The organism is Microbacterium sp. 05T445 (assembly GCF_056395865.1).
The window spans coordinates 745,967-771,415 of record NZ_JBFTKJ010000002.1 but is presented as its reverse complement, the minus strand read 5'-3'; the positions used below and the strand labels follow the sequence as shown (position 1 = coordinate 771,415).

At 72.2% G+C, this 25,449-nt stretch carries 24 protein-coding genes; 10 read left to right on the top strand and 14 right to left on the bottom strand.

All coding sequences use genetic code 11. From position 1 onward, the window contains the following. The 5 genes from AC1DDU_RS13055 to AC1DDU_RS13035 are packed head-to-tail and all read left to right on the top strand — an operon-like array spanning position 1 to position 3,979. On the top strand, positions 1 to 930 hold the full coding sequence (locus tag AC1DDU_RS13055) for an ABC transporter permease (protein WP_477436823.1): 930 nt from the start codon (positions 1 to 3) through the stop codon (positions 928 to 930). Then, positions 927 to 1,715 (top strand): ATP-binding cassette domain-containing protein, encoded by a 789-nt coding sequence (locus AC1DDU_RS13050; RefSeq protein WP_477434755.1) that lies wholly within the window; start codon positions 927 to 929, stop codon positions 1,713 to 1,715. Before AC1DDU_RS13055 ends, AC1DDU_RS13050 begins: the two co-directional genes overlap by 4 nt. 44 nt (positions 1,716 to 1,759) lie before the next feature. Further along, complete coding sequence (locus tag AC1DDU_RS13045; protein WP_477436821.1) at positions 1,760 to 2,512, top strand: ABC transporter ATP-binding protein; 753 nt, start codon at positions 1,760 to 1,762, stop codon at positions 2,510 to 2,512. Between the two features lie 35 nt (positions 2,513 to 2,547). Next, the gene (locus AC1DDU_RS13040) at positions 2,548 to 3,627 is read left to right on the top strand and encodes a M4 family metallopeptidase (protein ID WP_477434753.1); all 1,080 of its coding nucleotides are present in this window, start codon (positions 2,548 to 2,550) and stop codon (positions 3,625 to 3,627) included. Next, entirely contained in the window at positions 3,596 to 3,979 is a 384-nt protein-coding gene (locus AC1DDU_RS13035) for a hypothetical protein (RefSeq protein ID WP_477434751.1), read from the top strand. The genes AC1DDU_RS13040 and AC1DDU_RS13035 overlap by 32 nt, the downstream gene beginning before the upstream one ends. 1 nt (position 3,980) lies before the next feature. Here the strand turns inward: AC1DDU_RS13035 and AC1DDU_RS13030 are convergent, their stop codons facing one another. From AC1DDU_RS13030 to AC1DDU_RS13010, 5 genes are all read right to left on the bottom strand, one after another. Next, complete coding sequence (locus tag AC1DDU_RS13030; protein WP_477434750.1) at positions 3,981 to 4,592, bottom strand: N-acetyltransferase family protein; 612 nt, start codon at positions 4,590 to 4,592, stop codon at positions 3,981 to 3,983. A 19-nt stretch (positions 4,593 to 4,611) separates the two neighbouring features. Then, a complete protein-coding gene (locus tag AC1DDU_RS13025) occupies positions 4,612 to 5,304 on the bottom strand; it encodes a uracil-DNA glycosylase (protein WP_477434748.1) in 693 nt (230 codons plus the stop codon). 1 nt (position 5,305) lies between these two features. Beyond that, the gene (locus tag AC1DDU_RS13020; protein WP_477436819.1) at positions 5,306 to 5,815 is read right to left on the bottom strand and encodes a phosphoribosyltransferase; all 510 of its coding nucleotides are present in this window, start codon (positions 5,813 to 5,815) and stop codon (positions 5,306 to 5,308) included. 99 nt (positions 5,816 to 5,914) lie between these two features. After that, complete coding sequence (locus AC1DDU_RS13015; protein ID WP_477434746.1) at positions 5,915 to 6,781, bottom strand: metal-dependent hydrolase; 867 nt, start codon at positions 6,779 to 6,781, stop codon at positions 5,915 to 5,917. After that, positions 6,778 to 7,566 carry an SDR family oxidoreductase gene (locus tag AC1DDU_RS13010; RefSeq protein WP_477434744.1) on the bottom strand — a complete coding sequence of 263 codons (789 nt, stop codon included), beginning with the start codon at positions 7,564 to 7,566 and terminating at the stop codon, positions 6,778 to 6,780. Before AC1DDU_RS13010 ends, AC1DDU_RS13015 begins: the two co-directional genes overlap by 4 nt. A 189-nt stretch (positions 7,567 to 7,755) precedes the next feature. On the opposite strand from AC1DDU_RS13010, the gene AC1DDU_RS13005 reads away from it, so the two are divergent. Then, positions 7,756 to 9,078, top strand: a complete 1,323-nt coding sequence (locus AC1DDU_RS13005) for a bifunctional o-acetylhomoserine/o-acetylserine sulfhydrylase (RefSeq protein ID WP_477434742.1) — start codon at positions 7,756 to 7,758, stop codon at positions 9,076 to 9,078. Positions 9,079 to 9,137: 59 nt separating this feature from the next. On the opposite strand, the gene AC1DDU_RS13000 is transcribed toward AC1DDU_RS13005, so the two are convergent. Further along, complete coding sequence (locus AC1DDU_RS13000) at positions 9,138 to 9,383, bottom strand: hypothetical protein (protein WP_477434740.1); 246 nt, start codon at positions 9,381 to 9,383, stop codon at positions 9,138 to 9,140. 100 nt (positions 9,384 to 9,483) lie between these two features. Between AC1DDU_RS13000 and metX the strand changes: the two genes are divergently transcribed. Beyond that, positions 9,484 to 10,689 (top strand): homoserine O-acetyltransferase MetX, encoded by a 1,206-nt coding sequence (metX, locus tag AC1DDU_RS12995; protein WP_477434738.1) that lies wholly within the window; start codon positions 9,484 to 9,486, stop codon positions 10,687 to 10,689. A 7-nt stretch (positions 10,690 to 10,696) separates the two neighbouring features. On the opposite strand, the gene AC1DDU_RS12990 is transcribed toward metX, so the two are convergent. From AC1DDU_RS12990 to AC1DDU_RS12970, 5 genes are all read right to left on the bottom strand, one after another. After that, a complete protein-coding gene (locus AC1DDU_RS12990; protein WP_477434736.1) occupies positions 10,697 to 11,455 on the bottom strand; it encodes an NUDIX hydrolase in 759 nt (252 codons plus the stop codon). Positions 11,456 to 11,494: 39 nt separating this feature from the next. Further along, positions 11,495 to 12,712 (bottom strand): MFS transporter, encoded by a 1,218-nt coding sequence (locus AC1DDU_RS12985; RefSeq protein WP_477434734.1) that lies wholly within the window; start codon positions 12,710 to 12,712, stop codon positions 11,495 to 11,497. 78 nt (positions 12,713 to 12,790) lie between these two features. Further along, positions 12,791 to 13,117, bottom strand: a complete 327-nt coding sequence (locus AC1DDU_RS12980; protein WP_477434732.1) for a thiamine-binding protein — start codon at positions 13,115 to 13,117, stop codon at positions 12,791 to 12,793. A gap of 51 nt (positions 13,118 to 13,168) precedes the next feature. Further along, positions 13,169 to 14,380: a hypothetical protein gene (locus tag AC1DDU_RS12975; protein WP_477434730.1), complete on the bottom strand. Its 1,212-nt coding sequence runs from the start codon at positions 14,378 to 14,380 to the stop codon at positions 13,169 to 13,171. A gap of 135 nt (positions 14,381 to 14,515) precedes the next feature. Then, on the bottom strand, positions 14,516 to 15,379 hold the full coding sequence (locus AC1DDU_RS12970) for an ADP-dependent NAD(P)H-hydrate dehydratase (protein ID WP_477434729.1): 864 nt from the start codon (positions 15,377 to 15,379) through the stop codon (positions 14,516 to 14,518). 41 nt (positions 15,380 to 15,420) lie between these two features. On the opposite strand from AC1DDU_RS12970, the gene AC1DDU_RS12965 reads away from it, so the two are divergent. After that, entirely contained in the window at positions 15,421 to 16,485 is a 1,065-nt protein-coding gene (locus tag AC1DDU_RS12965) for an NADH:flavin oxidoreductase/NADH oxidase (RefSeq protein WP_477434727.1), read from the top strand. Between the two features lie 61 nt (positions 16,486 to 16,546). On the opposite strand, the gene AC1DDU_RS12960 is transcribed toward AC1DDU_RS12965, so the two are convergent. Together AC1DDU_RS12960 and AC1DDU_RS12955 are read right to left on the bottom strand one after the other, a co-directional pair. Next, positions 16,547 to 17,605 carry a hemolysin family protein gene (locus AC1DDU_RS12960; RefSeq protein WP_477434725.1) on the bottom strand — a complete coding sequence of 353 codons (1,059 nt, stop codon included), beginning with the start codon at positions 17,603 to 17,605 and terminating at the stop codon, positions 16,547 to 16,549. Continuing rightward, entirely contained in the window at positions 17,602 to 18,930 is a 1,329-nt protein-coding gene (locus tag AC1DDU_RS12955; RefSeq protein WP_477434723.1) for a hemolysin family protein, read from the bottom strand. The genes AC1DDU_RS12960 and AC1DDU_RS12955 overlap by 4 nt, the downstream gene beginning before the upstream one ends. 200 nt (positions 18,931 to 19,130) lie before the next feature. Between AC1DDU_RS12955 and AC1DDU_RS12950 the strand changes: the two genes are divergently transcribed. Further along, the gene (locus AC1DDU_RS12950) at positions 19,131 to 20,006 is read left to right on the top strand and encodes an LLM class flavin-dependent oxidoreductase (RefSeq protein WP_477434721.1); all 876 of its coding nucleotides are present in this window, start codon (positions 19,131 to 19,133) and stop codon (positions 20,004 to 20,006) included. 46 nt (positions 20,007 to 20,052) lie between these two features. Here the strand turns inward: AC1DDU_RS12950 and guaB1 are convergent, their stop codons facing one another. After that, positions 20,053 to 21,510, bottom strand: a complete 1,458-nt coding sequence (gene guaB1 / locus AC1DDU_RS12945; RefSeq protein WP_477434719.1) for a GMP reductase — start codon at positions 21,508 to 21,510, stop codon at positions 20,053 to 20,055. Positions 21,511 to 21,687: 177 nt separating this feature from the next. Here guaB1 and AC1DDU_RS12940 point away from each other — a divergent pair, with 177 nt between their 5' ends. Next, complete coding sequence (locus AC1DDU_RS12940) at positions 21,688 to 25,416, top strand: multifunctional oxoglutarate decarboxylase/oxoglutarate dehydrogenase thiamine pyrophosphate-binding subunit/dihydrolipoyllysine-residue succinyltransferase subunit (protein ID WP_477434717.1); 3,729 nt, start codon at positions 21,688 to 21,690, stop codon at positions 25,414 to 25,416. The last annotated feature ends 33 nt before the right edge of the window (positions 25,417 to 25,449 follow it).

The following is a 25,449-nucleotide window of genomic DNA, read 5'->3' as shown; positions in this document are numbered from 1 at the left end:
ATGACGGATGCCGCGACCGCCGCGCCGCGCGCGGCACGACGCCGATCGCGCTGGGCGTGGCTCGGGCGCCTGTGGGCGCTGTCGACCGGCCGGTTCGGGCTCATCGTCGTCGCGGTCGTCGCCCTGACGGCGCTCGTCGCCCGCTTCTGGACGCCGTTCGACCCGCAGAAGGTCGAGATCTCGAACCGCTGGGATCCCCCGGGGTGGCCCCACCTGCTGGGCACCGACGGGTCGGGGCGCGACATCCTGAGCCTGCTGATGGCGGGCGCGCGCACCACGGTGTTCGTCGCGGTGGGCGCCGGGATCGTCGCCACCGTGATCGGCATCGCGCTGGCAGCGCTCGGCGCCCTCACGGTGCGGTGGGTGCGCGAGTCGGTGGCGGTGCTCGTCGACATCCTCATCGCGTTCCCGGTGCTCATCATCGCGATGATGATCTCGGCGGTGTGGGGCGGGTCGCTGTGGGTCGTCATCTGGGCCGTCGGCATCGGCTTCGGCGTCAACATCGCCCGCGTCACGCGTCCCGAGCTGCGCGGCGTGCTGCACAGCGACTTCGTGCTGGCCGGACGCGCGTCCGGCCTCACCCCCGCGCAGAACCTGTGGCGGCACCTGCTGCCCAACGTCGCGCCGGTGTTCATCGTGCAGCTGTCGTGGGGCATGGCGGTCGCCGTGCTCGCCGAAGCCGGCCTGTCGTACCTCGGGTTCGGGGCGCCGGTCACCGAACCCTCGTGGGGCCTGCTGCTGGCCCAGTTGCAGCAGTTCATCCAGGTCTACCCGCTGTCGGTGGTGTGGCCGGGCCTGGCCATCACGTTCACCGTGCTGGGACTCAACCTCCTCGGTGACGGCCTCCGCGAGGCCACCGATCCGACGCTCTCGCGGAGCCCCTTCGCCACGCGTCGCGCCCGCCTGCACATCCCGGAGGTGGTCGCATGAGCCTCGAAGTGGACGGCCTCACGATCGAGATCGACGGGCGTCGCGTCGTCGACGGCGTCTCGTTCGCCGTGCCCGACGGCGCGCGCGTCGGGCTCATCGGGGAGTCGGGGTCGGGCAAGTCGCTCACCGCGCTGGCGATCCTGGGGCTCTTGCCCGACGGCGCGACCGCGTCGGGCAGCGTGCGCTGGAATGGGCGCGAGATCCTCGGGCTGGCCGACCGCGAGCTGGCGGAGCTGCGCGGCGACGAGATCGGCATCGTGTTCCAGGAGCCGCGCACGGCGCTGAACCCCATCCGCCCTGTCGGGCGGCAGATCGCCGAGTCGATCCGCATCCACGAGGGGATCTCGAAGCGGGATGCCGTCGCTCGCGCCGTGGCCGAGGCATCCCGTGTCGCCCTGCCCGACCCGGACCGCATCGTCGCCCGCTATCCGCACCAGCTGTCGGGCGGCCAGCGCCAGCGCGTGGCGATCGCGATGGCGCTGGCGTGCCGGCCGCGGCTGCTCATCGCCGACGAGCCGACGACGGCGCTGGACGTGACGATCCAGGCCGAGATCCTCGAGCTGCTGCTGTCGCTCGTGCGCGACGACGGCATGTCGCTGGTCTTCATCACGCACGACCTGGCGGTGCTCTCTCAGATCGCCACGCACGGCGTCGTGCTCGAGGACGGCCGCGTCGTCGAGGAGGCGCCGGTGTCGCGGCTGCTGTCGGCTCCGGCGTCCCCTGTCACACAGGGCCTGCTGCGCGACGCGACGGCCACGCTGTGGCGGCCGGGGGGTGCGCCGTGAGCGATGCATTGATCCGCGGCCGGAACCTGTCGCGTCGCTACCCGATGCCCAAGACCCACCTGTTCGAGCGCACGTCGTTCACGACGGGCCTCGAGGATGCCGACATCGACGTCCGCGAGGGGTCGTCGGTGGGCATCATCGGCGAGTCGGGGTCGGGCAAGTCCACCCTGGTGCGGCTGCTGCTGGCGCTGGATGCGCCGAGCACCGGGACCGTCGAGTTCGGCGGCCGCCCCGTCGACGCCAAGGCCTCCGCGCGGTCGCTGCACTGGCTGCGGGCCCAGACCGGGATCGTGTTCCAGGATCCGTACGCGTCGCTGGACCCCCGCATGAGCGTGGGGCGCATCGTCGGCGAGCCGCTGTGGGCGCTGGGCATCGACGGCGACCGCCGCGCGCGCGTGCGCGAGGTGCTCGAGGAGGTGGGCCTGGACGCCGGCATGGCCGAGCGGTTCCCGCACGAGTTCTCGGGCGGCCAGCGGCAGCGCATCGCCCTCGCCCGCGCCATCGTGCACCGGCCGCGGGTGCTGGTCGGCGACGAGCCGCTGTCGGCGCTCGACGTCACCGTGCGTGCGCAGATCCTCGAGCTGCTCGGCGAGCTGCGCGCGCGGGACGGGCTCACCCTCCTGCTGGTGTCGCACGACATCGGCGTCGTCCAGAACCTCTGCGACGAGGTCGTCGTCATGAAGGACGGCCGCATCGTGGAGGAGGGCCCGACCGAGAAGGTGCTGCTGCAGCCGCAGGTGTCGTACACGCGGCGGCTGCTGGCATCCATCCCCGTCATCGACGCCGACGCGTCCTGATCGCCGGCGTCGGCGGGCGGGGATAGGTTCAGAGCATGGCACCCGGAATCGTCCCGCCGTACCTCCTCGCCCGCATCGCCGCCGTGCAGGAGGAGAGCTGGGCGCGTGCCGCCGATGCCGCCCACCGCACGCTCGCGGCCCCCCGGGACTACGAGCCGGTGCGGTCGCGGCTGCGCCTGTCGATCCCGGAGCCCGGCACGCTCGTCGCCGAGACGTCGCCGGCTCCCGACCGCGAGATCTCGGACGCGCAGCACCGCGAGGCGGTGCCCGGAGTCCGGGCGCGGGGCGAGGACGACCCGCCCACCGGCGACGCGTCGGTCGACGAGGCCTTCGACGGGCTGGGTGCGACCTTCGACTTCTGGTGGGACGCGTTCGGCCGCGACAGCATCGACGGCTCCGGCAGCTCGCTGCTGGCGACGGTGCACTACGGCCGCGACTACGACAACGCGTTCTGGAACGGTGAGCGCATGGTGTTCGGCGACGGCGACGGCGAGGTGTTCCGCGGGTTCACGGGTTCGCTCAGCGTGATCGCCCATGAACTGGCGCACGGCGTCGTCGAGGACGAGGGCGGCCTGCTCTACCGCGACCAGTCCGGCGCGCTCAACGAGTCGATCGCCGACGTGTTCGGCGCCCTCGCCGAGCAGCACCAGGCCGGCCAGACCGCCGACGCCGCGTCGTGGCTGATCGGCGAGGGCATCTTCACGGATGCCGTGCAGGGACGTGCGCTGCGATCCCTGGCCGCCCCCGGCACGGCCTACGACGACGACGTGCTCGGCAAGGACCCGCAGCCGGCCCACATGCGCGACTACGTCCACACCTCCGACGACAACGGCGGCGTGCACATCAACTCCGGCATCCCGAACCACGCGTTCTACCTCGTCGCGACCGCACTGGGAGGTCACGCGTGGGAGCGCGCGGGGCTCATCTGGTACCGCGCCCTCACCTCGGGGACGCTCCCCAAGACGACCGACTTCACGACGTTCGCGCACGCCACCCTGGCCGCCGCGGCCGCGGAGTACGGTGAGAAGTCGGAGGAGGTCGACGCCGTCCGCGCCGGGTGGGCGGGCGTCGGCGTGATCCCGGATGACGCACACACCCGCACCGCGCAGCACTGACCCGTCCCCCGACGCACCCGCCGTCGAGGTCGACGTCGCGCGCACCGGCGGCATCGCCGGCCTCACCCGCCGGTGGTCGGCGCAGCCCGCAGGGGACGAGGCATCCGAGTGGATCCCGCTCATCGAAGGCTGCCCGTGGGATGAGGCCGGCCCCGTCGATCCGGACGCCGATCCGAGGCGCGAGCCGGTGCCCGACGGGTTCGTGTGGGTGATCCGCGCGGTGTGGTCGGGGACCGATCCCCGCCGGGCCGAACTGCCCGACGACGAGCTGGTCGGCGCGTGGCGCGACCTCGTCGACGCGGTGCGCGACTGGAACGCGCACGACGCCGGGGAGCGGCATCCGGCCCGCTGAGTCAGCGCCCGAACAGCGTCTTCTTCTTGACGGGGCTGAGCGACTTCTGCAGGTAGATCGTGCCGAGCCAGCGGCCGAACTTGTAGCCGACGCGGCCCATGCGCCCGACCTCGACGAAGCCGAGCCGCTCGTGCAGGGCGATCGACCCCTCGGCGCCCTTGTCGCTGATGACCGCCACCATCTGGCGGATGCCGGCCTCCTCGCTCGCCGCGATGAGCGCCTCCAGCAGCGCACGGCCGAGGCCCTTGCCGGTGGCGGCGTGGCCCAGGTAGATCGAGTTCTCGACCGAGAACCGGTACGCGGACTTGCTCGACATCGGCTGGACGAGGGCGTACCCGAGCACTTGTCCGCTCGGCGACTGGGCGACCAGGAACGGCAGGCCGAGCTTCGCGAGATGGTCGCGCTTGGTGCGCCACTGCGCGAGCGACCACGTGTCCTCGTCGAAGGTGACGACCGAGTTGGTCACGTAGTAGTTGTAGATCTCGCGGATGTCGGGGATATCGCGATCCTCGACGGGGCGGATCGTGAACGCGAAGGGCCGCTCGGGCTCGGGCTGACGCTGCAGGTGCCGCGGCAGGCGACGCCGGTCCTTCTCGTATTCCTCTTCGAGCATGCGGTTCCTCCGGACCGGTTCAGGCGGGCAGCGCCCAGTCGACGGGCTCCGCGCCCTGCTGCGCCAGCAGCTCGTTCGCGCGCGAGAACGGCTTCGAGCCGAAGAACCCCCGGCTCGCCGACAGCGGCGACGGGTGCGGCGACTCGATGATCGGGGTGGCGCCGAGGAGCGGACGCAGGTTCGCGGCATCCCTCCCCCACAGGATCGCCACGAGCGGCTCGTCACGGGCGACCAGCGTGCGGATGGCGTGCTCGGTGACCTTCTCCCAGCCCCAGCCGCGATGGGATGCCGGAGCCCCCGGCGCGACGGTGAGCACGCGGTTGAGCAGCATGACGCCCTGGTCGCTCCACGCCGACAGGTCACCGTGCGGGGCGCGCGGGACGCCGAGGTCGGACTCGAGCTCCTGGTAGATGTTCGACAGGCTCCGCGGGAGCGGCCGCACGTGCGCGTCGACGGCGAACGAGAGGCCGATCGGATGCCCCGGCGTCGGGTACGGGTCCTGCCCGACGATGAGCACCTTGACGCCGCGCAGCGGACGCTGGAACGCCCGCAGCACGCGGTCGCCGGCGGGGAGGTAGTGGCGACCGGCGGCGACCTCGGCGCGCAGGCGCTCGCCCAGTGCGGCGATGTCGGGTGCGACGGGGGTGAGGGCCTGCGACCAGTCCTGGTCGATCAGGCCCGCCTCGGCCAGTTCGGGGAGCGTCAGCGCCATGTCAGGCGGATGCCTCTGCGCCGGCGTCCTCTTCGACGACGGTCCCCTGCGCCGACCACGGGAAGTCGATCCACAGCCCGGTGTCGCGGAACGAGTAGTCCGGCTGCACGATGGTGGTCGGCTTCGTGTAGATCACCGCCGACCGCACCTCGGCCCCCTGGTCGCGCAGCAGCTTCACCGCGAGGGCGAGCGTGCGTCCGCTGTCGGCGACGTCGTCGACCAGCAGCACGCGACGGCCCTCGAGGTAGGACATGTCGAGTTCGGGCGGCAGCAGTTCCGGCGCATCGAGCACGGTGCCGATGCCGGTGTAGAACTCGACGTTGATCGCGCCGCAGTTCTTCACGCCCAGGCCGTATGCGATCGCCCCGGCCGGCAGCAGTCCGCCGCGTGCGATCGCGACGACCACCTCGGGGGCGAACCCGTCGGCGATGATCGCGCGGCTCAGCGTGCGGGTCGCCGCGCCGAAGCCGTCCCAGGTGAGCGTCTCGCGTGCCACGGGCGTCTCGTCCACGCCGTCCTCCTCGCCGCGGGCGCCGCGGGCGGGCGCCGTCACGTCCAGATTAGGCGTCCGTGCCGTACCCACGGGACGACGGGATGCCGCATCCCGCCGTCAGGCGCGGGTGGCGGTGGTCGTCATCACCAGTTCGAGACCTCCGTCGACGGCCGTCGTGGTGAAGGCGACCGTCGCGGTCGCGAGGGCGCTGAGCGAGGCGACATGCGTGCCGCCGCAGGGGATGCGGGCGGTGGCGCCGGGCAGTTCGCACACCCAGGAACGGCGATCGGCCAGGGTCTCGCCCTCCCGGTCGATGCGCACCTCTCCCCCTGCCGCGATCCAGGTGACCAGCTGCGCGTCCACCTGGGCCGCGAGGCCGTCGAGGTCGTCGAGCGCGATGGGGTCGAAGCCCTTGCGCCGCAGCGACTTGCCGATGCGGTAGACGTCGCGCGAGCCGTCGGGCAGGATCCGCGACTCCTGGATCGCCAGGGCGTCGAAGGCCGGTGCGCCCAGCGCGTCGGTGGGCGCCTCCTTGCGCCAGGCGCCTGCCAGCGCCGCGTCCAGCGCGAGCGAGGCGAGGTGGCACGCGGTGTGACCGGCCGACAGCGCTGCGCGGTAGCGGGCATCCGCCTCCACCTCCACGACATCGCCTTCCGCCGGAGCCGTGCCCTCGACGAGATGCGCGACGACGAAGGTCCAGCCGTCGGTGCCGGTGCGCACCGGCACGTCGGGGCCGAGCAGGAGCCCGTCGCCCTGCGTCGCGCCGACGACCGCGTCGACGACGACGAGCTCGTCGCCGCCCGCGCGCAGCACGCCGCGGTCGGCCGGCTGGTCGGGCCAGGCGGTGTCGATCGGGTGGAACGCGGTCTCGTCGAGCACGACGGCCGTGCGTCCGTCGCCGGCGTCGGCGACGTGCACGACCGTGCCCCGCGAGACGGTGGCTCCTGCCGGGTAGGTGACCACGGTGCCGCGCGCGGGGATCATCGCTCGTCCGTCCCGCGCGGACGCAGCGGCCCGCGAGCGAGGAGGAAGTGCGCCGACTGCGCGACCGGGCGCATGGTGATGAGGTCGAGGTTGACGTGGCCGGGGGCGTTCAGCGCGTACGCGATGACGTCGGCGACGTCGCCTGCGGTCAGCGGGTTCTCGACGCCCTCGTAGACCCGCTCGGCCGCGGTGGTGTCGCCGCCGAGACGGTTGAGGGTGAACTCCTCCGTGTGCACCATGCCCGGCGCCACCTCGATGACCCGGATGGGTTCGCCGTTGAGCTCGAGGCGCAGCGCGTGCGCGAGCATCGCCTCGCCGGCCTTGGCGGCGTTGTAGCCTGCTCCCCCGGCGTACGCGCTCTGCGCGGCGGTGGAGGTCAGGAAGAGGGTGTCGGCGTGGCCGTCGGATGCCGCCGCCCGCCGCAGCTGCGGAAGCAGAGCCGCCACGAGGCGCTGGGCCGACAGGACGTTCGCGTCGAACATCCACTGCCAGTCCGAGGTGCGTCCGTCCTCGACGCGGTCGGTGCCGCGGGCGCCGCCGGCGACGTGCACGAGCGCGTTCACCGGGCCCGATTCGGCCAGGAAGTCGGCGAGCGCCTCGACGTCGGCATCCGTCGTCAGATCGGCTGCGAAGGCGACCGCACCGGTCTCGGCCTCCACGGCCGCCAGTCGATCGGCGCGTCGCGCCACCGCCACCACGTCCCAGCCGGTCGCGCGCAGCGCGCGCACGGCCGCCTCGCCGATCCCCGAGCTCGCCCCGGTCACCACCGCACGTCTGTTCGCCATGCCTCCACGCTACCCACCTTCGCCCCGCATCCCGAGAGCGCGGCGGCCGCGGTCTCGGCGGCGCCGGCTGCGGGCCGCAGCGCGTTACGTCACATTTCCCGCGCTTTGTTGACAACCGGCCGATGTCCGTACTCTCGATCTCGGCTGGGGGCACGTCGTCCCCGGCGTCCGAACCCGCAGGAGAAGGCCATGTCCGCACCCGAGAACTGGCGTTTCGAGACCAAGCAGATCCACTCGGGGGCTCAGCCCGACCCGGTGACGAAGGCTCGTGCGACGCCGATCTACCAGACCACGTCGTATGTCTTCGACAACGCCGACCACGCGGCCAACCTCTTCGCGCTGGCGGAGTTCGGCAACATCTACACGCGCATCCAGAACCCGACCCAGGCGGTCGTCGAGGAGCGCCTGGCCGCACTCGAGGGCGGCACCGGCGCGCTGCTGCTGGCCAGCGGCCAGGCCGCGGCCACCTTCGCGGTGCTCAACATCGCCGAGGCCGGCGACCACATCGTCTCGTCGAGCTCGATCTACGGCGGCACCTACAACCTCTTCAAGTACACCCTCGCCAAGCTCGGCATCGAGACGACGTTCGTCGAGAACCAGGACGACGTCGAGGAGTGGCGCCGCGCGGTGCGCCCGAACACGAAGCTGTTCTTCGCCGAGACCATCGGCAACCCGAAGATCAACGTGCTCGACATCCGCTCGGTCGCCGACGTCGCGCACGAGAGCGGCGTGCCGCTCATCGTCGACAACACGATCGCGACCCCGTACCTCATCCGTCCGTTCGAGCACGGCGCCGACATCGTGGTGCACTCGGCCACCAAGTTCCTCGGCGGCCACGGCACCACCATCGGCGGCGTGATCGTCGACGGCGGGACCTTCGCCTGGTCCGAGAACGTCGAGAAGTTCCCGGGCCTGACCGTTCCGGACCCGTCGTACCACGGCGCCTCGTACACCGCGGCGGTCGGCGACGGCCTCGCCTACATCATCAAGGCCCGCGTGCAGCTGCTGCGCGACCTCGGCGCGGCCATCTCGCCCAACAGCGCCTGGCTGCTCATCCAGGGCATCGAGACGCTGTCGCTGCGCGTGGAGCGCCACGTGCAGAACGCGCAGGAGATCGCCGAGTGGCTCGAGAACCACGCCGACGTCGCCTCGGTGAACTACTCCGGTCTGCCGACCTCGCCGTGGTACGCCGCCGCGAACAACTACGCCCCCAAGGGCGTCGGCGCGGTGCTGTCGTTCGAGCTCAAGGGCGGCGTCGAGGCGGGTCGCGAGTTCGTCAACTCGCTGAGCCTGTTCAGCCACCTCGCCAACATCGGCGACGTGCGCTCGCTCGTCATCCACCCGGCCTCGACCACGCACTCGCAGCTCACGCCCGAGCAGCAGCTCACGACCGGCGTCACGCCGGGCCTCGTGCGCCTCTCTGTGGGCCTGGAGAACATCGAGGACCTCAAGGCCGACCTCGAGCAGGCCCTCGCCGCGGCACGCCGCGTATCGGAGGCCGCTCGCGCCTGATCCCCCTCCTCGGGACACGGATGCCCCGCCCCTGCGCACCGCGCGGGGGCGGGGCATCGTCATTCCGGCTCGCCGGGCTCGAGGTCGGCGGCCAGCTGCTCCGCGGTGAGGTGCGCACCCGGGACCGGGCGGGGAAGCGTCGGCGCGGTGGCGTCCGTGTGCCACGGCTCGCTCCCCGCCGCCTGCTCGTCCGACTCGTCTGCGACCTCGAGGATCACGTCGACGTCGTGGTCGATGTCGTGCTCCTGCGGCGGGACCGGCGCGGCGGGCTCGTGGGCGGGCATGAAGGGCTCGGCGCTGGACATGCGCGCATTCTGCCACGCGCGGGTGTCCGCGAAAGGCCCGCGCCGCGCCGAGGGGTGTAACAGACCGCCTCCGCACGCATGCGCAGGCGAGAATGGACGGATGGACTGGCAGACCTCCGAAGACACGGTGCCCAGCGCACCCGTGACGGAGGCCGACGCGCGCCTGCTGGGCGGTCGTCCTCCGGCGACCGGCGCATGGCGCGACGGCGATCCCGTCGGCGACCGGCAGTTCGCCGCGTTCGGCGCGTTCCGCACCGAGGGAGGGCGCGAGCTTCCGGCGTACCGTCTCGCGTACGAGACGTGGGGCGAGCTCAACGCCCGGCGCGACAACGCCGTGCTCGTGCTGCACGCACTGACCGGCGACAGCCACGTCCGCGGTCCGGCCGGGGCGGGGCATCCCACGTCCGGCTGGTGGGAGGACATCGTCGGACCGGGCGCCCCGATCGACACGGATCGCTGGTTCGTGATCGCCCCCAACATGCTGGGCGGATGCCAGGGCTCGACGGGTGCGGCATCCATCGGTCCCGACGGCTACGAGTGGGCCTCGCGGTTCCCGTACCTCACGATCCGCGATCAGGTCGCCGCGCAGGTGCGCCTGGCAGACGCGCTCGGCATCGACGTGTGGGCTGCGGTCGTGGGCGGCTCGATGGGCGGCATGCACGCCCTGGAGTGGGCGGTGGGGCTTCCCGACCGCGTGCAGCGTGTCGGCATCCTGTCGTCGCCGCCGGTCAACACCGCCGACCAGGTGGCGCTGAACTCGGTGCAGATCGAGGCGATCCAGATCGACCCGCGGTTCCAGGGCGGCGAGTACTACGACGCCGGCGACGGCGACGGCCCGACGCGCGGCCTCGCGCTGGCCCGCCGCATGGCCCTGCTGAACTACCGCTCCCCCACCGAGCTCAACCAGCGGTTCCAGCGGACGTGGCAGTCCGGCGTCAGCCCGCTCGGACACGGCGGGCGCTTCGCCGTGGAGTCGTACCTCGACTTCCACGGCAACAAGTTCACGCGCCGCTTCGACGCGAACGCGTACATCACGCTCGTCGAGGCGATGAACTCGCACGACGTCGGCCGCGAGCGCGGCGGCGTCGAAGACGCCCTCGCGCGCGTCACGGCGACCACGCTCGTCCTCGGCATCGACAGCGACCGGCTGTTCCCGATCGACGGTCAGCACCGCATCGCTCGCGGCATCCCGAACACGCTCGACGGCGACCGCGCGGTGGTGCTCTCCAGCGACTTCGGCCACGACGGCTTCCTCATCGAGACCGCCGCCGTCGGCGCGCACCTGCGCCGCCTGCTCTCGTCCTGACCGGCCGTCAGGCGGTGCGGGTGTAGATCCAGGGCAGCGCCCCGATCTCGAGGCGATGGCGAGCGGATGCCGCGGCCGCGGCATCCGGCTCGTACTCGGCATCCCCCTGCCACAGCAGCATGGGCCCCTCGCCGCCGCGACGAGCCACGGTCTCGAAGGTCTGGACGCCGCCGAGCCGCGCCGCGCCGAGGACGGACGCGGTGTCGGGATGCTCCAGGAGTCCGTGCAGCGTCACCCACGTCGGCGGGTAGAGCGTCACCGCGCCCTGCCCGTGACGCGCCAGCAGGTCGGCGGGGCGCGCCCACTCGGCGGCCACGACCTCGTCGGGTGAGAGCACGAGCTCGCCCGGCGGCTCGGGGGCGAGGAAGAACCAGGTGCGGATGCGCAGTGCGAGCCCCGGCGGCGGGTCCCAGCACGACAGCGTGACGAGGCCGGCGGGGTCGACGCCCAGTCCGGTCTCCTCGACGGTCTCGCGCACCCCGGCGCGCCGCGCCACCGCTTCCTCGGGCTCACGGCCGGGGGTGCCGTCGGCCTCCTCCAGCTTGCCGCCGGGGAAGACCCACGCTCCCGCGAACGACCCGCGGTCGGGCCGCTCGATCATCAGCACCTCGACGCCCTGCCCGTCCGCGGCATCCCGGAGCAGCACCACCGTCGCCGCGACCGGGATCGCCGGGTCGGCGGCATCCTCGGGCCGGCGGGCGCGGGCGCCGTCCAGCCCGTCCGTCAGGGTGCGCAGCACGCGGTCGGTCGGCGTCGAGTCGGGCATCCGCCCACGCTAGCCCTTCCGCGCGGTGTACGTCCGCGCTCAGGCGGCGACGAGCGCGCGGCGCCGCTCGGCGACGAGGCTCGCCCCGGCCAGTCCGAGGCCGCCGAGGGCGAGCGCGACACCGACCCACGCCGGCGCCGCGAAGCCGAGCCCGGCGGCGATGACGACTCCGCCGAGGAACGCGCCGAGGCTGTTGCCGATGTTGAGCGCGGAATGGTTGAGCGCGGCGGCGATCGACTGGTTGTCCTGCGCGACGTCCATCAGGCGTGTCTGGATCGTCGGGCTCAGCGCCGAGGCGACGAACCCGATCGCGAAAACGAAGAAGCCGAGCGCCCAGATCCATTGCGCGGTCACCGCCAGCAGCGCCAGCACGACGGCGAGTGCGACGAGTCCGCCCACCAGCGTGCGCTTGAGATCCACGTCGGCGAGGTGACCGCCGACGAGGTTGCCGATCGTCATGCCGAGGCCCATCAGCACCAGCACGATCGGCACGACCCACTCCGGCGACCCAGCCACCTCGGTCACCATCGGGGCGACGTAGCTGTACACCGCGAAGAACCCTCCGAAGCCGATCGCCCCGACGCCGAGCGCCAGCCACACCTGCCCGATGCGGAACACCTTGAGCTCGGCGCGCATCGTGCGGCTCGGATCGCCCGCGTGCTCGGGGACGAAGAGCGCGATGAGGATCGTCGCGAGAGCGAAGATCGCCGCGACGATCATGAACGCCGTGCGCCAGCCGAGCTGCTGTCCGAGGAAGGTGCCCAGCGGCACTCCCACCACGTTGGCCACGGTGAGGCCGGTGAGCACGAAGGCGACGCCCTTCGCGCGCATCCCTGGCCCGAGGACGTCGGCGGCCACCAGCGCCCCGATGCCGAAGTACGCGCCGTGCGGCAGGCCTGCGAGGAAACGGGATGCCGCCACCCACTCGAAGGTCGGCGCCAGGAAGGTCAGCGCGTTGAAGACCGTGAGGGCCAGCGCGAGCCCCACCATGACGTGGTGGCGCGGGTACTTCGCGACCGCGCCCGCGATCGTGGGTGCCCCGACCACGACGCCCAGCGCGTACAGCGAGATGAGCCAGCCCGCCTGGGCGATGGCGTCCTCCTGGCCGGTCGCCCACACCGTCGGGAGCAGGTCTTCGGCGATGTTCGGCAGCAGGCCCATGACGACGAACTCGGTCATGCCGATGCCGAAGCTGCCGACGGCGAGGGAGAGGAGCGCCCACGTCGCCGCACCCCTCCTCATGTTCGAGGAGGTCACGGCGCGATGCTACCGGCGGTCGCGGCATCCTGTCGAATCGATTCGGCGATGCGGCCCGCCAGATGTCGCCGGATGTCGTCAGGACGCCTCGGCGTCGCCTGTCTGCCGCTCGATGGCGGCCTCCAGGCGCTCGATCTTGCCGTCGAGCTCACCGGAGTACCCCGGGCGGATGTCGGCCTTCAGCACGAGCGAGACACGCGAGCCGTACGGTGCCACGGCCTCGGTGGCGCGCTTGACGACGTCGAACACGTCGTCCCACTCCCCCTCGATCTCGGTGAACATCGAGGTGGTGCGGTGCGGCAGCCCGCTGTCGCGGACCACCTGGACCGCCGCGGCCACCGCGTCATGCACCGAGCCGTCGGCACGGCCGGTTCCGCTGGGGGCGACGGAGAAGGCGACGAGCATGGGAACCTCCGGTTCGGGGGGCGGGACGACGACGGATGCCGCCGCCGACGTCTACTGTGACACGGGCGCCACGGCGGGTCGGTGCGTGCGCACCCGCGCGAGCCGCACCACGACCCACACGAACAGCGCCACCAGCAGCACGTTGCGCAGCACCAGGAGCCCGACCGCAGCCGGGACGAGGGTGAGGATCGCGTCGTACCAGAACGGGAAGATCAGCTGCGTGAGCGCCAGGATCACGACCGCGAGGACCGCCGGTCGCACCCAGCGCCGCCGATCCAAGGCGAGCCCCACCACGATCGGCGCCACGAGCCAGGTCATGTACTGCGGCGAGCCGACCTTGTTCAGCACGATGAACCCGAGCACGAGCGCCGCCGCCAACGGCGGGAACAGCGTCACGAACGCGGCGCCCCGCCACGCCTTGAGCGCGCCCACCACCACGATGGCCAGCATCCCGATCATGAGGACGGGGGTCATCACGGCGACCACCGCGTCGACGGAGGGCCCGGTGACCTGGAACGTGATGAGATCGCGGTCGTAGACGACGGCGGCACCCGGCACGCCGACAGCGGCGAGCAGCATGTACACCGTGCTGACGGGCGCCTCGATCTGCAGGCCCCGCGTCGTCTGGTCGCCGACGAAGCCGAACAGGTGCGCACCGCCGCCCGCCACGAGGACCACGGCGATCACGGCAGCCGAGACCGCGGCCGCCGCGACGAGCACCGCGCCGCGCCGGCGCACCGCGATGACGGCCGCCGCCAGCAGGGCCGCCGGCCACACCTTGATCCAGGTGGCCGCGGCCAGCAGCGCCGAGCCGAGCCAGGGACGGCCGACCAGCCACAGCGACCCCGCGACGGCCGGCGGCACCGTCACCGCGTCGAGCCGGAACATGCCCACCCCGCCCAGCGCGAGGATCGCCGCCAGCCAGAACCAGGCCGCCAGCATCCGTCCCCGCGAACGGCCGCGTCCGACCAGCACCGCGAACGCGGCGGCGTCGAGCGCGGTCACGAGCAGGCCCCAGCCGAGCGTGTAGTCGATCAGCGGGCTGAACACGCCCACGAGGAGGATCGGCAGCTGGGCCACCACCGGGTAGATCCAGTTCTCTGTGATGCCCGGGAACGCCTCGCCGGTGAGCGCGCGCCCCGCCCACCAGCGGTAGAGCTGGTCGACGTCCCAGGAGGACGCGTGATCGCCGGTGAACCCCAGCCAGATCACGATCGCGTGCACCAGGGCGAACGCGACCCACACCACCGCCCGCCGAGACACCCCACCATCCTAGAGAGGCCCGGGTCGCCGGCCGCGCGAGCGCATGACGCCGGAGAACGTCGCAGACACGCCGGGTGCCGCAACCCGGCGTGTCGCCGAACCCGTCCGATTCCGTGCGCGACGCCGGGCGCCGCGTCAGGCGCGCAGCGTCTCGGCGACCGCCCGCGGGAGCGCCGCGGCCACGTCGAGTGCGGTGATCGGCCCGTCGCCGAACGGCGGGGAGCTCGGCGCGGCGGCCACGCTCGCGCCGGCGGCGGCGATCCGCCCCGCCCGGCCGTGGAGCCACGCACCGGAGGCGGCGAGCGCGGCGAGGGATGCGGCATCCGCGTGCTCCCCCCGCGCCATCGCGCCGGCCACGAGCGCCCCGATGACACCGGCCAGCACATCGCCGGTGCCGGCGGTGGCCAGCCACGGCGTGCCCGAGTCGACGGTGGCGGTCCATCCGTCGGGAGCCGCGACCACCGTCACCGCACCCTTGAGCAGGACGACGGCGCCGGTGGCCTCGGCCGTCTCGCGCGCGGCGGCGACGCGGTCGACGGGCGTGTGGCCGAGCCCGAGCGCCGCGCGCAGGCGGGCGTGCTCGCGATCGTGCGGCGTCAGGATGCGCGGTGCCGTGGCCTCCGCGGCGAGGTCGAGCGCCCCCGCATCGACGACGACGGGGTCGGTGTCGGAGAGCACCGCCCGCAGCGCCCCGGTGTCGGCCGGCGTGCGGACGGCGGCATCCGTTCCCGAGCCGATCACCCACGCCTGCACGCGGCCGTCGACCGTCACCGTCTCGGGGCGGCGGGCCAGCACGAGGGCCGTGGGCCGCTCGGGGCCGAGATAGCGCACCATGCCGAGGCCGGTGCGCCAGGCCGCTTCGACACCGAGGACGGCGGCGCCCGGATAGGCCGCCGACCCCGTGCGCATGCCCAGCACGCCTCGGGAATACTTGTCGTCGTCGGCGGTCGGCCGGCGCACGGCGCGGGCGGCATCGACGCGCGTCCACGTCCTCACCATGCGGCCACAGTACCGCGCACCCGATCCGATCCGGAGGCCCGATGAGCCGCTTGTTCACCCCTCTCACCCTGCGCGACGTGACGGTGCGCAACCGCCTGTGGGTGTCGCCGATGTGCCAGTACAGCGCCGTCGACGGCGTGCCCCAGGAGTGGCACCACACCCACCTCGCGCAGTTCGCGTCGGGCGGCGCCGGCCTGATCGTCGCCGAGGCGACGGCGGTGTCGCCGGAGGGACGGATCTCCCCCGAGGACACCGGGCTGTGGACGGACGCGCAGCGCGACGCGTGGGCGCCGATCGTCGCCGCGATCGGCAGCCGCGGCGCCGTCGCGGGGGTGCAGCTCGCCCACGCGGGGCGAAAGGCCTCGACGTGGTCGCCGTTCTCCGGCCGCCGCGGCTCGGTCGCCGCAACGGACGGAGGCTGGCAGACCGCCGCCCCTTCGGCGATCGCGTTCGACGGCTACGCCGAACCCGTAGCCCTCGACCACGCGGGCATCGAGCGCGTCGTCGAGGACTTCGCCGCGGCCGCGCGCCGCGCCGTCGAAGCCGGCTTCCAGGTGCTCGAACTGCACGGGGCTCACGGGTATCTGCTGCACCAATTCCTCTCGCCGCTGTCGAACCATCGCGACGACGAGTACGGCGGCTCGCTCGAGAACCGCGCGCGCCTGCTGCTGCGTGTGCTGGACGCCGTGACCGACGCCGCCCCCGGCATCCCCGTCATCGTGCGGTTCTCCGCCACCGACTGGGCCGACGGCGGCTGGAACCCCGACGAGACGGCGACGGTCGCCGGCTGGGCGGCAGGGCGCGGCGCGGACTTCTTCGACATCTCCAGCGGCGGCCTCGTCGCCCACCAGAAGCTCACGACCGGTCCCGGGTACCAGGTCGGGCTCGCGGCGCGCGTGCGGCGCGAGGCCGGCGTGCCCGTCAACGCCGTCGGCATGATCGACGACGCCGCCCACGCCGAGCGCGTGCTCGCCGAAGACCTCGCCGATGCGGTCATGGCCGGCCGCGAATGGCTGCGCGACCCGCACTACGCGCTGCGCGCCGCGACCGAGCTCGGCGTCGACATCGACTACTGGCCCGCGCAGTACCTCCGCGCCCGCCGCTGACCTCGAACGCGATGAGCGGATGCCGCAGCCCGGGGCCGCGGCATCCGCTCATCGTCGTTCGTCAGAAGGCGCGGCGACGGGTCGCGTCCTGCACCTCGCCGATGAGCTCCTCGATGATGTCCTCGAGGAACAGCACCGCGGTGGTCCGGCCGCTGTCGTCGCGCACCTGTGCGAGGTGGCGTCCGGCGCGGCGCATGACCGCCAAGGCGTCCTCGAGGTCGGTCGACTCGAGCACCGGAACCATGTGGTGGATGCGCTTGGTCGTGATGGGGCGCGCGACGTCGGTGGCGGCATCCGGTCCCTCCGCGGCCCGCAGGATGTCCTTGAGGTGCACGTAGCCGACCGGCACTCCCGCGCCGTCGACGATCACGTAACGCGAGAAGCCGTGCTTGGCGACGGCGCGCTCGATCTCGTCGGGGGTCGTGACCTCGGGGAGGGTCACCAGCTGCGACAGCGGCACCGCCACGTCGGCGGCCTTCTTGTCGGTGAACTCCACCGCGGCCGCCACCGTGCCGGCCGCATCGTCGAGCACGCCCTCGATGCGCGACTGGTTGACGATCGTCGCGACCTCCTCGAGCGTGAAGGTCGAGGCCGCCTCGTCCTTGGGCTCGACGCGGAACAGGCGCACCACGTGGTTGGCGATCCAGTTGAGGCTCACGATGATCGGGTGGAACACCTTCGACATCCACACCAGCGGCGTCGCGAGCATCAGCACGGCGCGGTCGGGCACCGAGAACGCGAGGTTCTTCGGGACCATCTCGCCGAACACCACGTGGAGGTACGACACCAGCACGAGCGCCACCGCGAACGCGATGCCGTCGACGACGGCCTCCGACCAGCCGGTGAGCCCCAGCGGCTCCGCCAGCAGGTGGTGGATGGCGGGCTCCGACACGTTCAGGATCAGCAGCGAACAGATCGTGATGCCGAGTTGGCTGGTCGCCAGCATCAGCGTCGCGTGCTCCATGGCGTACAGCGCGGTCTTGGCGGCGCGCGAGCCCTTCTCGGCGAGAGGCTCGATCTGGGAGCGGCGTGCGGAGATGACGGCGAACTCGGCGCCGACGAAGAAGGCGTTGGCGATGAGGAGCACCACCAGCCAGGCGATTCCGGCCCAGTCGCTCATCGGCGCTCACCCCCTTCGCTCGCGTCCTCGTGGGGCATCGGCGTGGGCGTGAAGCGGACGCGGTCGACGCGGCGGCTGTCCATCCGCTGCACCTCGAGGGTGCCGTCCTCGACCTCGACGGTGTCGCCGACGACGGGGATGCGCTCGAGCACACTCATGATGTAGCCCCCGACGGTGTCGTAGACGTCCCCTTCGGGGATGCGGATGCCGGTGCGATCGCGCACCTCGTCGGGTCGCAGCTCGCCGGGGAAGCTCACGGTGTCGTCCACGCGCACGATGCCCGCCTGGCGTCGGTCGTGCTCGTCGAGCACCTCGCCGACGATCTCTTCGACGAGGTCTTCGAGGGTGACGACACCGGCGGTGCCGCCGTACTCGTCGACGACGACGGCCATCTGGTACCCGCGGGCCCGCAGCTCGGCCACCAGCACGTCGAGGTGGACGGCCTCGGGGAAGCGCACCGGCTCGGTCGCCAGCGCGGCGGCGGGCACGTCGGCCCGGCGCTCTCGGGGCACGCCGACGGCGGCCTTCAGGTGCACGATGCCGGTGATGTCGTCCATGTCCTCGCCGTACACCGGGAACCGGCTGTGGCCGGTGCGGCGGGCGAGCTGGATGACATCCTCGGCCGAGTCGTCGGAGGCCAGCGCATGCACGCTCGGGCGCGGGGTCATGACATCGGCGGCGGTCAGGCGCGCGAAGGTGAGGCTGCGGTCCAGCAGCGAAGCGGTGTCCTCCTCGAGGAGCCCGGCGCTGGCCGAACGGCGCACCAGGCTCGACAGCTCCTCGGCCGTGCGGGCGCCCGACAGCTCCTCCTTGGGCTCGACGCCCACGGCCCGCAGCACGCCGTTCGCGCTGCCGTTGAGCACCACGATGGCCGGGCGGAACACCGTCGTGAACGCCACCTGGAACGGCATCACGAGCTTGGCGGTCTGACGCGGGATCGCCAGCGCGAAGTTCTTCGGCACCAGCTCGCCGAGGATCATCGAGAACACCGTCGCGATGGACACGCCGATGATCGCCGCGAGCGGTCGTGACACCGCGGTGGGCATGCCCCACGCGTCGAACACCGGCGCGAGCAGGCTGGAGATCGCGGGCTCCATCGTGTAACCGGTGAGGAGCGTCGTCAGCGTGATGCCCAGCTGCGCGCTGGAGAGGTGGGTCGAGGTGATCCGCAGTGCGCTGATCGTGAGCGCGAGCCGGGTCTCGCCCGCGGCCTGACGGGCTTCGAGATCGGCCCGGTCGAGGTTCACCAGCGCGAACTCGCTCGCGACGAACAGTCCGGTGCCGATGGTGAGCAGGAGCCCCACGCCCAACATGACGTATTCCATCACGCGTCACCCCCGTTCGTACGGGAGTCGGGTCGGTGGGGCGAACGTCTGCAACTAGGGGGGTCGTCCATCGTGCCGACCATTCTACGGCAGGCCTCCCCTGCACAGCCGAGACGGATCGGGGATGCCGCAGGCCCCGGCATCCGCGATCCATCACGCCGCTGGCGTGCCCGGCGGGGCCGCAGTGGGAGCATGTCGCCATGGCATTGGACAGGATCAGCCTCGTCGTCCCCCCGGTCGGCCCGTGGCGCGCGCAGGAGCGCTGGTACCGCTGGGCGGAGGATGTCGGCTACGACGTCGTCTACACGTACGACCACCTCACCCACGCGACGGCGCCGGGGCTCTGGCTGAGCGAGGCGTTCACCACCCTCACCGCGGCGGCGGCGGTCACCGGACGCGTGCGGCTGGGCACGCTCGTCGCTTCGGCGGCGTTCCGCACGCCGGTCGCGCTGGCACGCGTGGCGATGACCGTGCAGGACATCACCGGCGGCAGGCTCGTGCTCGGCCTCGGCATGGGCGCGGCGTCGTGCGCGCTGGCCGACCACGGCGCCCGGGAGCAGCCGGCCGAGATGTCGGCGCGGTTCGCCGACGTCGTCCGCGGGTACGGCGCGGTGCTCGACGGCGCGACCGAATGGCAGGGCGGGACGACGTCGTTCGCAGGCCTCGAGACCCTGCCCGCCCCCGAGTCGGTGGCGCGGCCGGAGCTGCTTCTGGCGGCGCACGGCCCGCGGGCGCTCGCGCTGGCCGCCGCGCACGCCGACACCTGGAACAGCTACGGCGGACCCGGGTCGACGACGCCGGAGCCCGAGGAGTACTGGGCGCTGCTGGGCCGCCAGGCCGAGGGCTTCGACGCGGCGTGCCGCACCGCCGGCCGTGAGCCCGGCGCGGTGCGCCGGTCGCTGCTGCTCGGGTTCGGCCGGGTGCGTCCCACCACGAGCGCCGAGGACTTCGTCGCGGCCGCAGAGCGCGCCGAGGCCCTCGGTTTCAGCGAGCTCGTCGTCTACGGGCCCGACTCCCCCGCCGGCATGGGGTCCGACCCCGCCGTCCACGAGCGCGCCCTCGCCCGGCTGCGCTGACGCGCCGAATGCTCCGGATGCCGCGGGCCGCGGCATCCGGGATTCCTCACCAGCTGACGGGGAGCGCCTTGCCCTCTTCGTAACCGGCGGCGGACTGCAGCCCCACGCGGGCACGGTCGTGGAACTCGGCGACCGTCGAGGCGCCCGCGTAGGTGAAGGAGGACCGCACGCCCGACGTGATCATGTCGAGGAGGTCTTCGAGGCCGGGACGCAGCGGGTCGAGGTAGATCCTGGACGACGAGATGCCCTCCGCGAACAGCTCCTTGCGTGCCAGCTCGTAGGGGTCGAGGCGCCCGAAGCGCTCGTGGACGGCCTTGGTCGAGGCCATGCCCCACGACTCCTTGTAGGCGCGGCCCGACTCGTCCAGCTGCAGCTCGCCGGGAGCCTCGATGGTTCCGGCGAACCACGAGCCGATCATGACGGATGCCGCTCCCGCCGCCAGGGCGAGCGCCACGTCGCGCGGATAGCGCACGCCGCCGTCGGCCCACACGTGGGCGCCCATCACCCGGGCCGCCTCCGCGGTCTCGAGCACGGCGGAGAACTGCGGACGGCCGACCGCGGTCATCATGCGGGTCGTGCACATCGCGCCGGGCCCGACGCCGACCTTCAGGATCGTCGCGCCGGCGGTGACGAGATCGTGCACGCCCTCGGCGCTGACGATGTTGCCGGCGGCGATCGGGATGCCGAGGTCGAGGTCGGCGACGGCGCGCAGCGCCCGCAGCATCCCCTCCTGGTGACCGTGCGCGGTGTCGACCACCAGCACGTCGACCCCTGCCCCGGCCAGGGCCTTCGCCTTGGCGGCGACGTCGCCGTTGATGCCGACGGCGGCCGCGACGATGAGGCGGCCCGACGCGTCGACGGCGGGACGGTACAGCGTCGAGCGCAGCGCACTGCGCTGGGAGAGGGTGCCGACGAGGTGTCCGTGGTGCAGCACGCACACGGTCTCGGCGCCGGCGGCGACCAGGACGTCGAACGCGTGGCGCGCGCTCTCGATGTCGTCCGCGTCGACGGATGCCGCCCTCCCGCGCGCCAGGTCGCCCAGGCGCGCATCGGGCAGGGCCGTGCCCAGGCGTGTCGCGGGCACGACGCCGAGGATGTCGTCGGCGTCGACGTGGCCCGTCGAGGCGTCGGCCACGACGATGCCGTGACCCTCGGTCGGAGGCAGCAGCCGCGCGGCGTCCGCCACCGTGGCATCGGCGGGGAGGACCAGCGGCGTGTCCCACGCCACCGGCTGCGCCTTGACCCAGCGGATCGCGGCGTCCAGCTCCTGCAGCGGCATGTCCTGGGGCAGCACGCCGAGCCCGCCGCGCCGGGCGAGGGTCGCCGCCAGACGGGCGCCGGTGACCGAGTTCATGTTCGACGAGACCAGCGGCAGCGTCGCCGTCGTGCCGTCGCCGGGGGCCAGGTCGACATCCAGCCGACTGGTGACCGCGGATCGTCGCGGAACCAGGAAGACGTCAGAGTAGGTCAGGTCGACGTCGGGTGCTTCGCCGTAGAACTCCATGTCCGCCAAGGGTAGTGACAGTTCCTGTGCGGCCGATCATGCGCGGACTCCCAGTTTCGACGCCGGTTGTCCGGAACGGCGCCGCCCAGACTGGGCTAGGCTTAACCGATGCGTGTGCAGGCGCCAGCAGCCGCGCGCGTATCCCAGAACTTCACCGATGAAAGCAGGCGATTCAGCGTGTCGAGCCAGGTGACGGGCGTCGGGGTTTCGAACGAGGGAGAGTTCGGAGCCAACGAGTGGCTCGTCGAGGAGCTGTACGAGCAGTTCAAGATCGACCGGAACTCCGTCGACAAGGTGTGGTGGCCCGTCCTCGAGGCCTACCACCCCGCCGACGGCGCGACACCGACGGGCGCTGCGGCACCCCCGCCGCCGGCCGCGCCAGTCTCGGAGGGCGCGCCGCCTGCGGCGACGCAGGCGCCGGGATCCGAGCCTCGTCCGGTCACGGCGCCGATCCCGGTGATCGGCGCGCAGCCGGTCGCCCGCACGACGGCTCGCCCCGCCGCCCCGCAGCCGATCCCGGCGCAGGCCCCGAAGGCCGAGCCGTCCTCGGCGGACGGCCAGGCCGAGGCCGACGTCGTCACGGCGCTGAAGGGCATGCCGAAGACCCTCGCCGCGAACATGGACGAGTCGCTGACCGTCCCCACCGCGACGAGCGTGCGCACGGTGCCCGCGAAGCTGATGATCGACAACCGCATCGTCATCAACAACCACATGGCCCGCACCCGCGGCGGCAAGGTGAGCTTCACCCACCTCATCGGCTGGGCGATCATCCAGGCGCTCAAGGAGTTCCCGAGCCAGAACGTGTTCTACGCGGAGGTCGAGGGCAAGCCCTCCGTCGTCGCGCCCGCGCACGTGAACCTCGGCATCGCGATCGACCTGCCCCGCCCCGACGGCACCCGGGCCCTGCTCGTGCCGAGCATCAAGCGCGCGGAGCAGCTCACGTTCAGCGAGTACCTCACCACGTACGAGGACCTCGTCACGCGCGCACGCGGCAACAAGCTGACCGCGGCCGACTTCCAGGGCACGACGATCTCGCTCACCAACCCCGGCGGCATCGGCACCGTGCACTCGGTGCCGCGCCTCATGAAGGGTCAGGGTTGCATCGTCGGCGCCGGCGCCCTCGAGTACCCGGCGGAATTCCAGGGCTCGAGCGACAAGACGCTCAACGGCCTCGCGATCGGCAAGACGATCACGCTCACCAGCACCTACGACCACCGTGTCATCCAGGGTGCCGGCTCGGGCGAGTTCCTCAAGAAGGTGCACGAGCTGCTCATCGGGCAGCGTCACTTCTACGAGGACATCTTCGCCGCGCTGCGCATCCCGTACGCCCCGATCCACTGGGCCGCCGACATCAACGTCGACCTGGCCGAGCGCGTCGACAAGCAGTCGCGCGTGCAGGAGCTCATCAACTCGTTCCGCGTCCGCGGTCACCTGATGGCCGACATCGACCCGCTCGAGTACGTGCAACGCACGCACCCCGACCTCGAGATCGAGAACCACGGCCTGACGTTCTGGGACCTCGACCGGGAGTTCGTCACCGGCGGCTTCGGCGGCAAGCGCCAGATGAAGCTGCGCGACATCCTCGGCGTGCTGCGCGACTCGTACTGCCGCACCATCGGCATCGAGTACATGCACATCCAGGACCCGGCGCAGCGCGCCTGGTTCCAGGAGAACGTCGAGGTCAAGTACCAGAAGCCCGGCCACGACGAGCAGCTGCGCATCCTCGACAAGCTGAACCAGGCCGAGGCGTTCGAGACCTTCCTTCAGACGAAGTACGTCGGACAGAAGCGCTTCAGCCTCGAGGGCGGCGAGTCGCTGATCCCGCTGCTGGACGAGATCCTGCAGGGCGCGTCGGAGGCCGGCCTGGACGGCGCCGCGATCGGCATGGCCCACCGCGGTCGCCTGAACGTGCTCACCAACATCGCCGGCAAGACCTACGGCCAGGTGTTCCGCGAGTTCGAGGGCTCGGTCGCGATCGGCTCGAAGAGCGGCTCGGGCGACGTGAAGTACCACCTCGGCACCGAGGGCACCTTCAGCGCCGACAACCAGGCCGAGCTGCCGGTGTACCTGGCGGCGAACCCCTCGCACCTCGAGACCGTCGACGGCGTGCTCGAGGGCATCGTCCGCGCCAAGCAGGACCGCAAGCCGATCGGCACGTTCACGTGGCTGCCGATCCTCGTCCACGGCGACGCCGCGTTCGCGGGCCAGGGCGTCGTGGTCGAGACGCTGCAGATGTCGCAGCTGCGCGGCTACCGCACCGGCGGCACCGTGCATGTCGTCGTCAACAACCAGGTCGGCTTCACGACGACCCCGGTCGACGCCCGCTCGTCGGTGTACTCGACCGACGTCGCCAAGACCATCCAGGCGCCGATCTTCCACGTCAACGGCGACGACCCCGAGGCGGTCACCCGCGTCGCGCAGCTCGCCTTCGCGTACCGTGAGCGGTTCCACCGCGACGTCGTCATCGACCTCGTCTGCTACCGTCGCCGCGGCCACAACGAGGGTGACGACCCGTCGATGACGCAGCCCCTCATGACGAACCTCATCGAGGCGAAGCGCTCGGTGCGCCGGCTGTACACCGAGGCGCTCGTCGGCCGCGGTGACATCACCGAGGAAGAGTACGACAAGGCCAAGCAGGACTTCCAGAACCGCCTGGAGATCGCGTTCGCCGAGACACATGCCGCCGAGACCGGCTCCTCGCCGGTGCTCGTCGCGGATGCCGCGGCCCAGCCCGCCGCCGGTGAGCCGGAGACGACCGGCGTCTCGCGGGAGGTCGTGAACCTCATCGGCGACACGTTCGTCAACAAGCCCGGCGGCTTCACCGTCCACGCCAAGCTGCAGCAGCTGCTCGACAAGCGCCTCGACATGAGCCGCAGCGGCTCGATCGACTGGGGCTTCGGCGAGCTGCTGGCCTTCGGCTCGCTGCTCCTCGAGAAGACGAACGTGCGCCTGGCAGGCCAGGATTCGCGTCGCGGCACCTTCGTGCAGCGTCACGCGGTGCTGCACGACCGCTCCAACGGCCAGGAGTGGATCCCGCTCACCAACCTCAGCGAGGACCAGGGTCGCTTCTACGTCTACGACTCGCTGCTCAGCGAGTACGCGGCCATGGCGTTCGAGTACGGCTACTCGGTCGAGCGCGCCGACTCGCTCGTGCTGTGGGAGGCGCAGTTCGGCGACTTCGCCAACGGCGCCCAGTCGGTGATCGACGAGTTCATCTCGTCGGCCGACCAGAAGTGGGGCCAGCAGTCGAGCGTCGTGCTGCTCCTCCCCCACGGCTACGAGGGCCAGGGACCCGACCACTCGTCGGCCCGCATCGAGCGGTACCTGCAGATGTGCGCGCAAGACAACATGACGGTCGCGCGCCCGTCGACCCCCGCGTCGTACTTCCATCTGCTGCGTCGTCAGGCCTACGCCCGCCCGCGCCGTCCGCTGATCGTCTTCACGCCGAAGGCGATGCTGCGCCTGCGCGGTGCGACCAGCCCGGTGGAGGACTTCCTCACCGGCCGGTTCGAGCCCGTGCTCGACGACAACCGCGGTGTCGACAAGGCGGCCGTCAAGCGCGTGCTGCTGCACGCCGGCAAGATCCACTGGGATCTGCGCGCCGAGCTCGACAAGAACCCGAACCCCGAGATCGCCCTCGTGCGCCTGGAGCAGTACTACCCGGCGCCGATCGACGAGCTCAACGCGATCATCGACTCCTACCCGAACGCCGAACTGGTGTGGGTGCAGGACGAGCCCGAGAACCAGGGCGCCTGGCCGTTCATCGCCCTCGAGGTCGTCAAGCACCTGAACGGTCGCACGATCCGCCGTGTGTCGCGGGCCGCCGCCGCGTCCACTGCGACCGGTTCACCCAAGGTGCACGCGGCCGAGCAGGCCGCGATCATGCAGGAGGCGCTGACCCTCTAGGCGTCGACGACGCCGTGCCCGTTCGGCCCTGGT

What these genes read in the sequence shown, in the direction of transcription:
- AC1DDU_RS13035 (WP_477434751.1), top strand. Translation starts at nt 3,596, where the DNA reads ATGACGCACACACCCGCACCGCGCAGCACTGACCCGTCCCCCGACGCA.
- AC1DDU_RS13050 (WP_477434755.1), top strand. Translation starts at nt 927, where the DNA reads ATGAGCCTCGAAGTGGACGGCCTCACGATCGAGATCGACGGGCGTCGC.
- AC1DDU_RS13000 (WP_477434740.1), bottom strand. Translation starts at nt 9,383, where the DNA reads ATGTCCAGCGCCGAGCCCTTCATGCCCGCCCACGAGCCCGCCGCGCCG.
- AC1DDU_RS12960 (WP_477434725.1), bottom strand. Translation starts at nt 17,605, where the DNA reads ATGAGCGACTGGGCCGGAATCGCCTGGCTGGTGGTGCTCCTCATCGCC.
- AC1DDU_RS12970 (WP_477434729.1), bottom strand. Translation starts at nt 15,379, where the DNA reads ATGGTGAGGACGTGGACGCGCGTCGATGCCGCCCGCGCCGTGCGCCGG.
- AC1DDU_RS13045 (WP_477436821.1), top strand. Translation starts at nt 1,760, where the DNA reads ATGCCCAAGACCCACCTGTTCGAGCGCACGTCGTTCACGACGGGCCTC.
- AC1DDU_RS12965 (WP_477434727.1), top strand. Translation starts at nt 15,421, where the DNA reads ATGAGCCGCTTGTTCACCCCTCTCACCCTGCGCGACGTGACGGTGCGC.
- AC1DDU_RS12990 (WP_477434736.1), bottom strand. Translation starts at nt 11,455, where the DNA reads ATGCCCGACTCGACGCCGACCGACCGCGTGCTGCGCACCCTGACGGAC.
- AC1DDU_RS13025 (WP_477434748.1), bottom strand. Translation starts at nt 5,304, where the DNA reads ATGGCGCTGACGCTCCCCGAACTGGCCGAGGCGGGCCTGATCGACCAG.
- AC1DDU_RS13015 (WP_477434746.1), bottom strand. Translation starts at nt 6,781, where the DNA reads ATGATCCCCGCGCGCGGCACCGTGGTCACCTACCCGGCAGGAGCCACC.
- AC1DDU_RS13030 (WP_477434750.1), bottom strand. Translation starts at nt 4,592, where the DNA reads ATGCTCGAAGAGGAATACGAGAAGGACCGGCGTCGCCTGCCGCGGCAC.
- metX (WP_477434738.1), top strand. Translation starts at nt 9,484, where the DNA reads ATGGACTGGCAGACCTCCGAAGACACGGTGCCCAGCGCACCCGTGACG.
- guaB1 (WP_477434719.1), bottom strand. Translation starts at nt 21,510, where the DNA reads ATGGAGTTCTACGGCGAAGCACCCGACGTCGACCTGACCTACTCTGAC.
- AC1DDU_RS12980 (WP_477434732.1), bottom strand. Translation starts at nt 13,117, where the DNA reads ATGCTCGTCGCCTTCTCCGTCGCCCCCAGCGGAACCGGCCGTGCCGAC.
- AC1DDU_RS13005 (WP_477434742.1), top strand. Translation starts at nt 7,756, where the DNA reads ATGTCCGCACCCGAGAACTGGCGTTTCGAGACCAAGCAGATCCACTCG.
- AC1DDU_RS12955 (WP_477434723.1), bottom strand. Translation starts at nt 18,930, where the DNA reads ATGGAATACGTCATGTTGGGCGTGGGGCTCCTGCTCACCATCGGCACC.
- AC1DDU_RS13040 (WP_477434753.1), top strand. Translation starts at nt 2,548, where the DNA reads ATGGCACCCGGAATCGTCCCGCCGTACCTCCTCGCCCGCATCGCCGCC.
- AC1DDU_RS13010 (WP_477434744.1), bottom strand. Translation starts at nt 7,566, where the DNA reads ATGGCGAACAGACGTGCGGTGGTGACCGGGGCGAGCTCGGGGATCGGC.
- AC1DDU_RS13055 (WP_477436823.1), top strand. Translation starts at nt 1, where the DNA reads ATGACGGATGCCGCGACCGCCGCGCCGCGCGCGGCACGACGCCGATCG.
- AC1DDU_RS12950 (WP_477434721.1), top strand. Translation starts at nt 19,131, where the DNA reads ATGGCATTGGACAGGATCAGCCTCGTCGTCCCCCCGGTCGGCCCGTGG.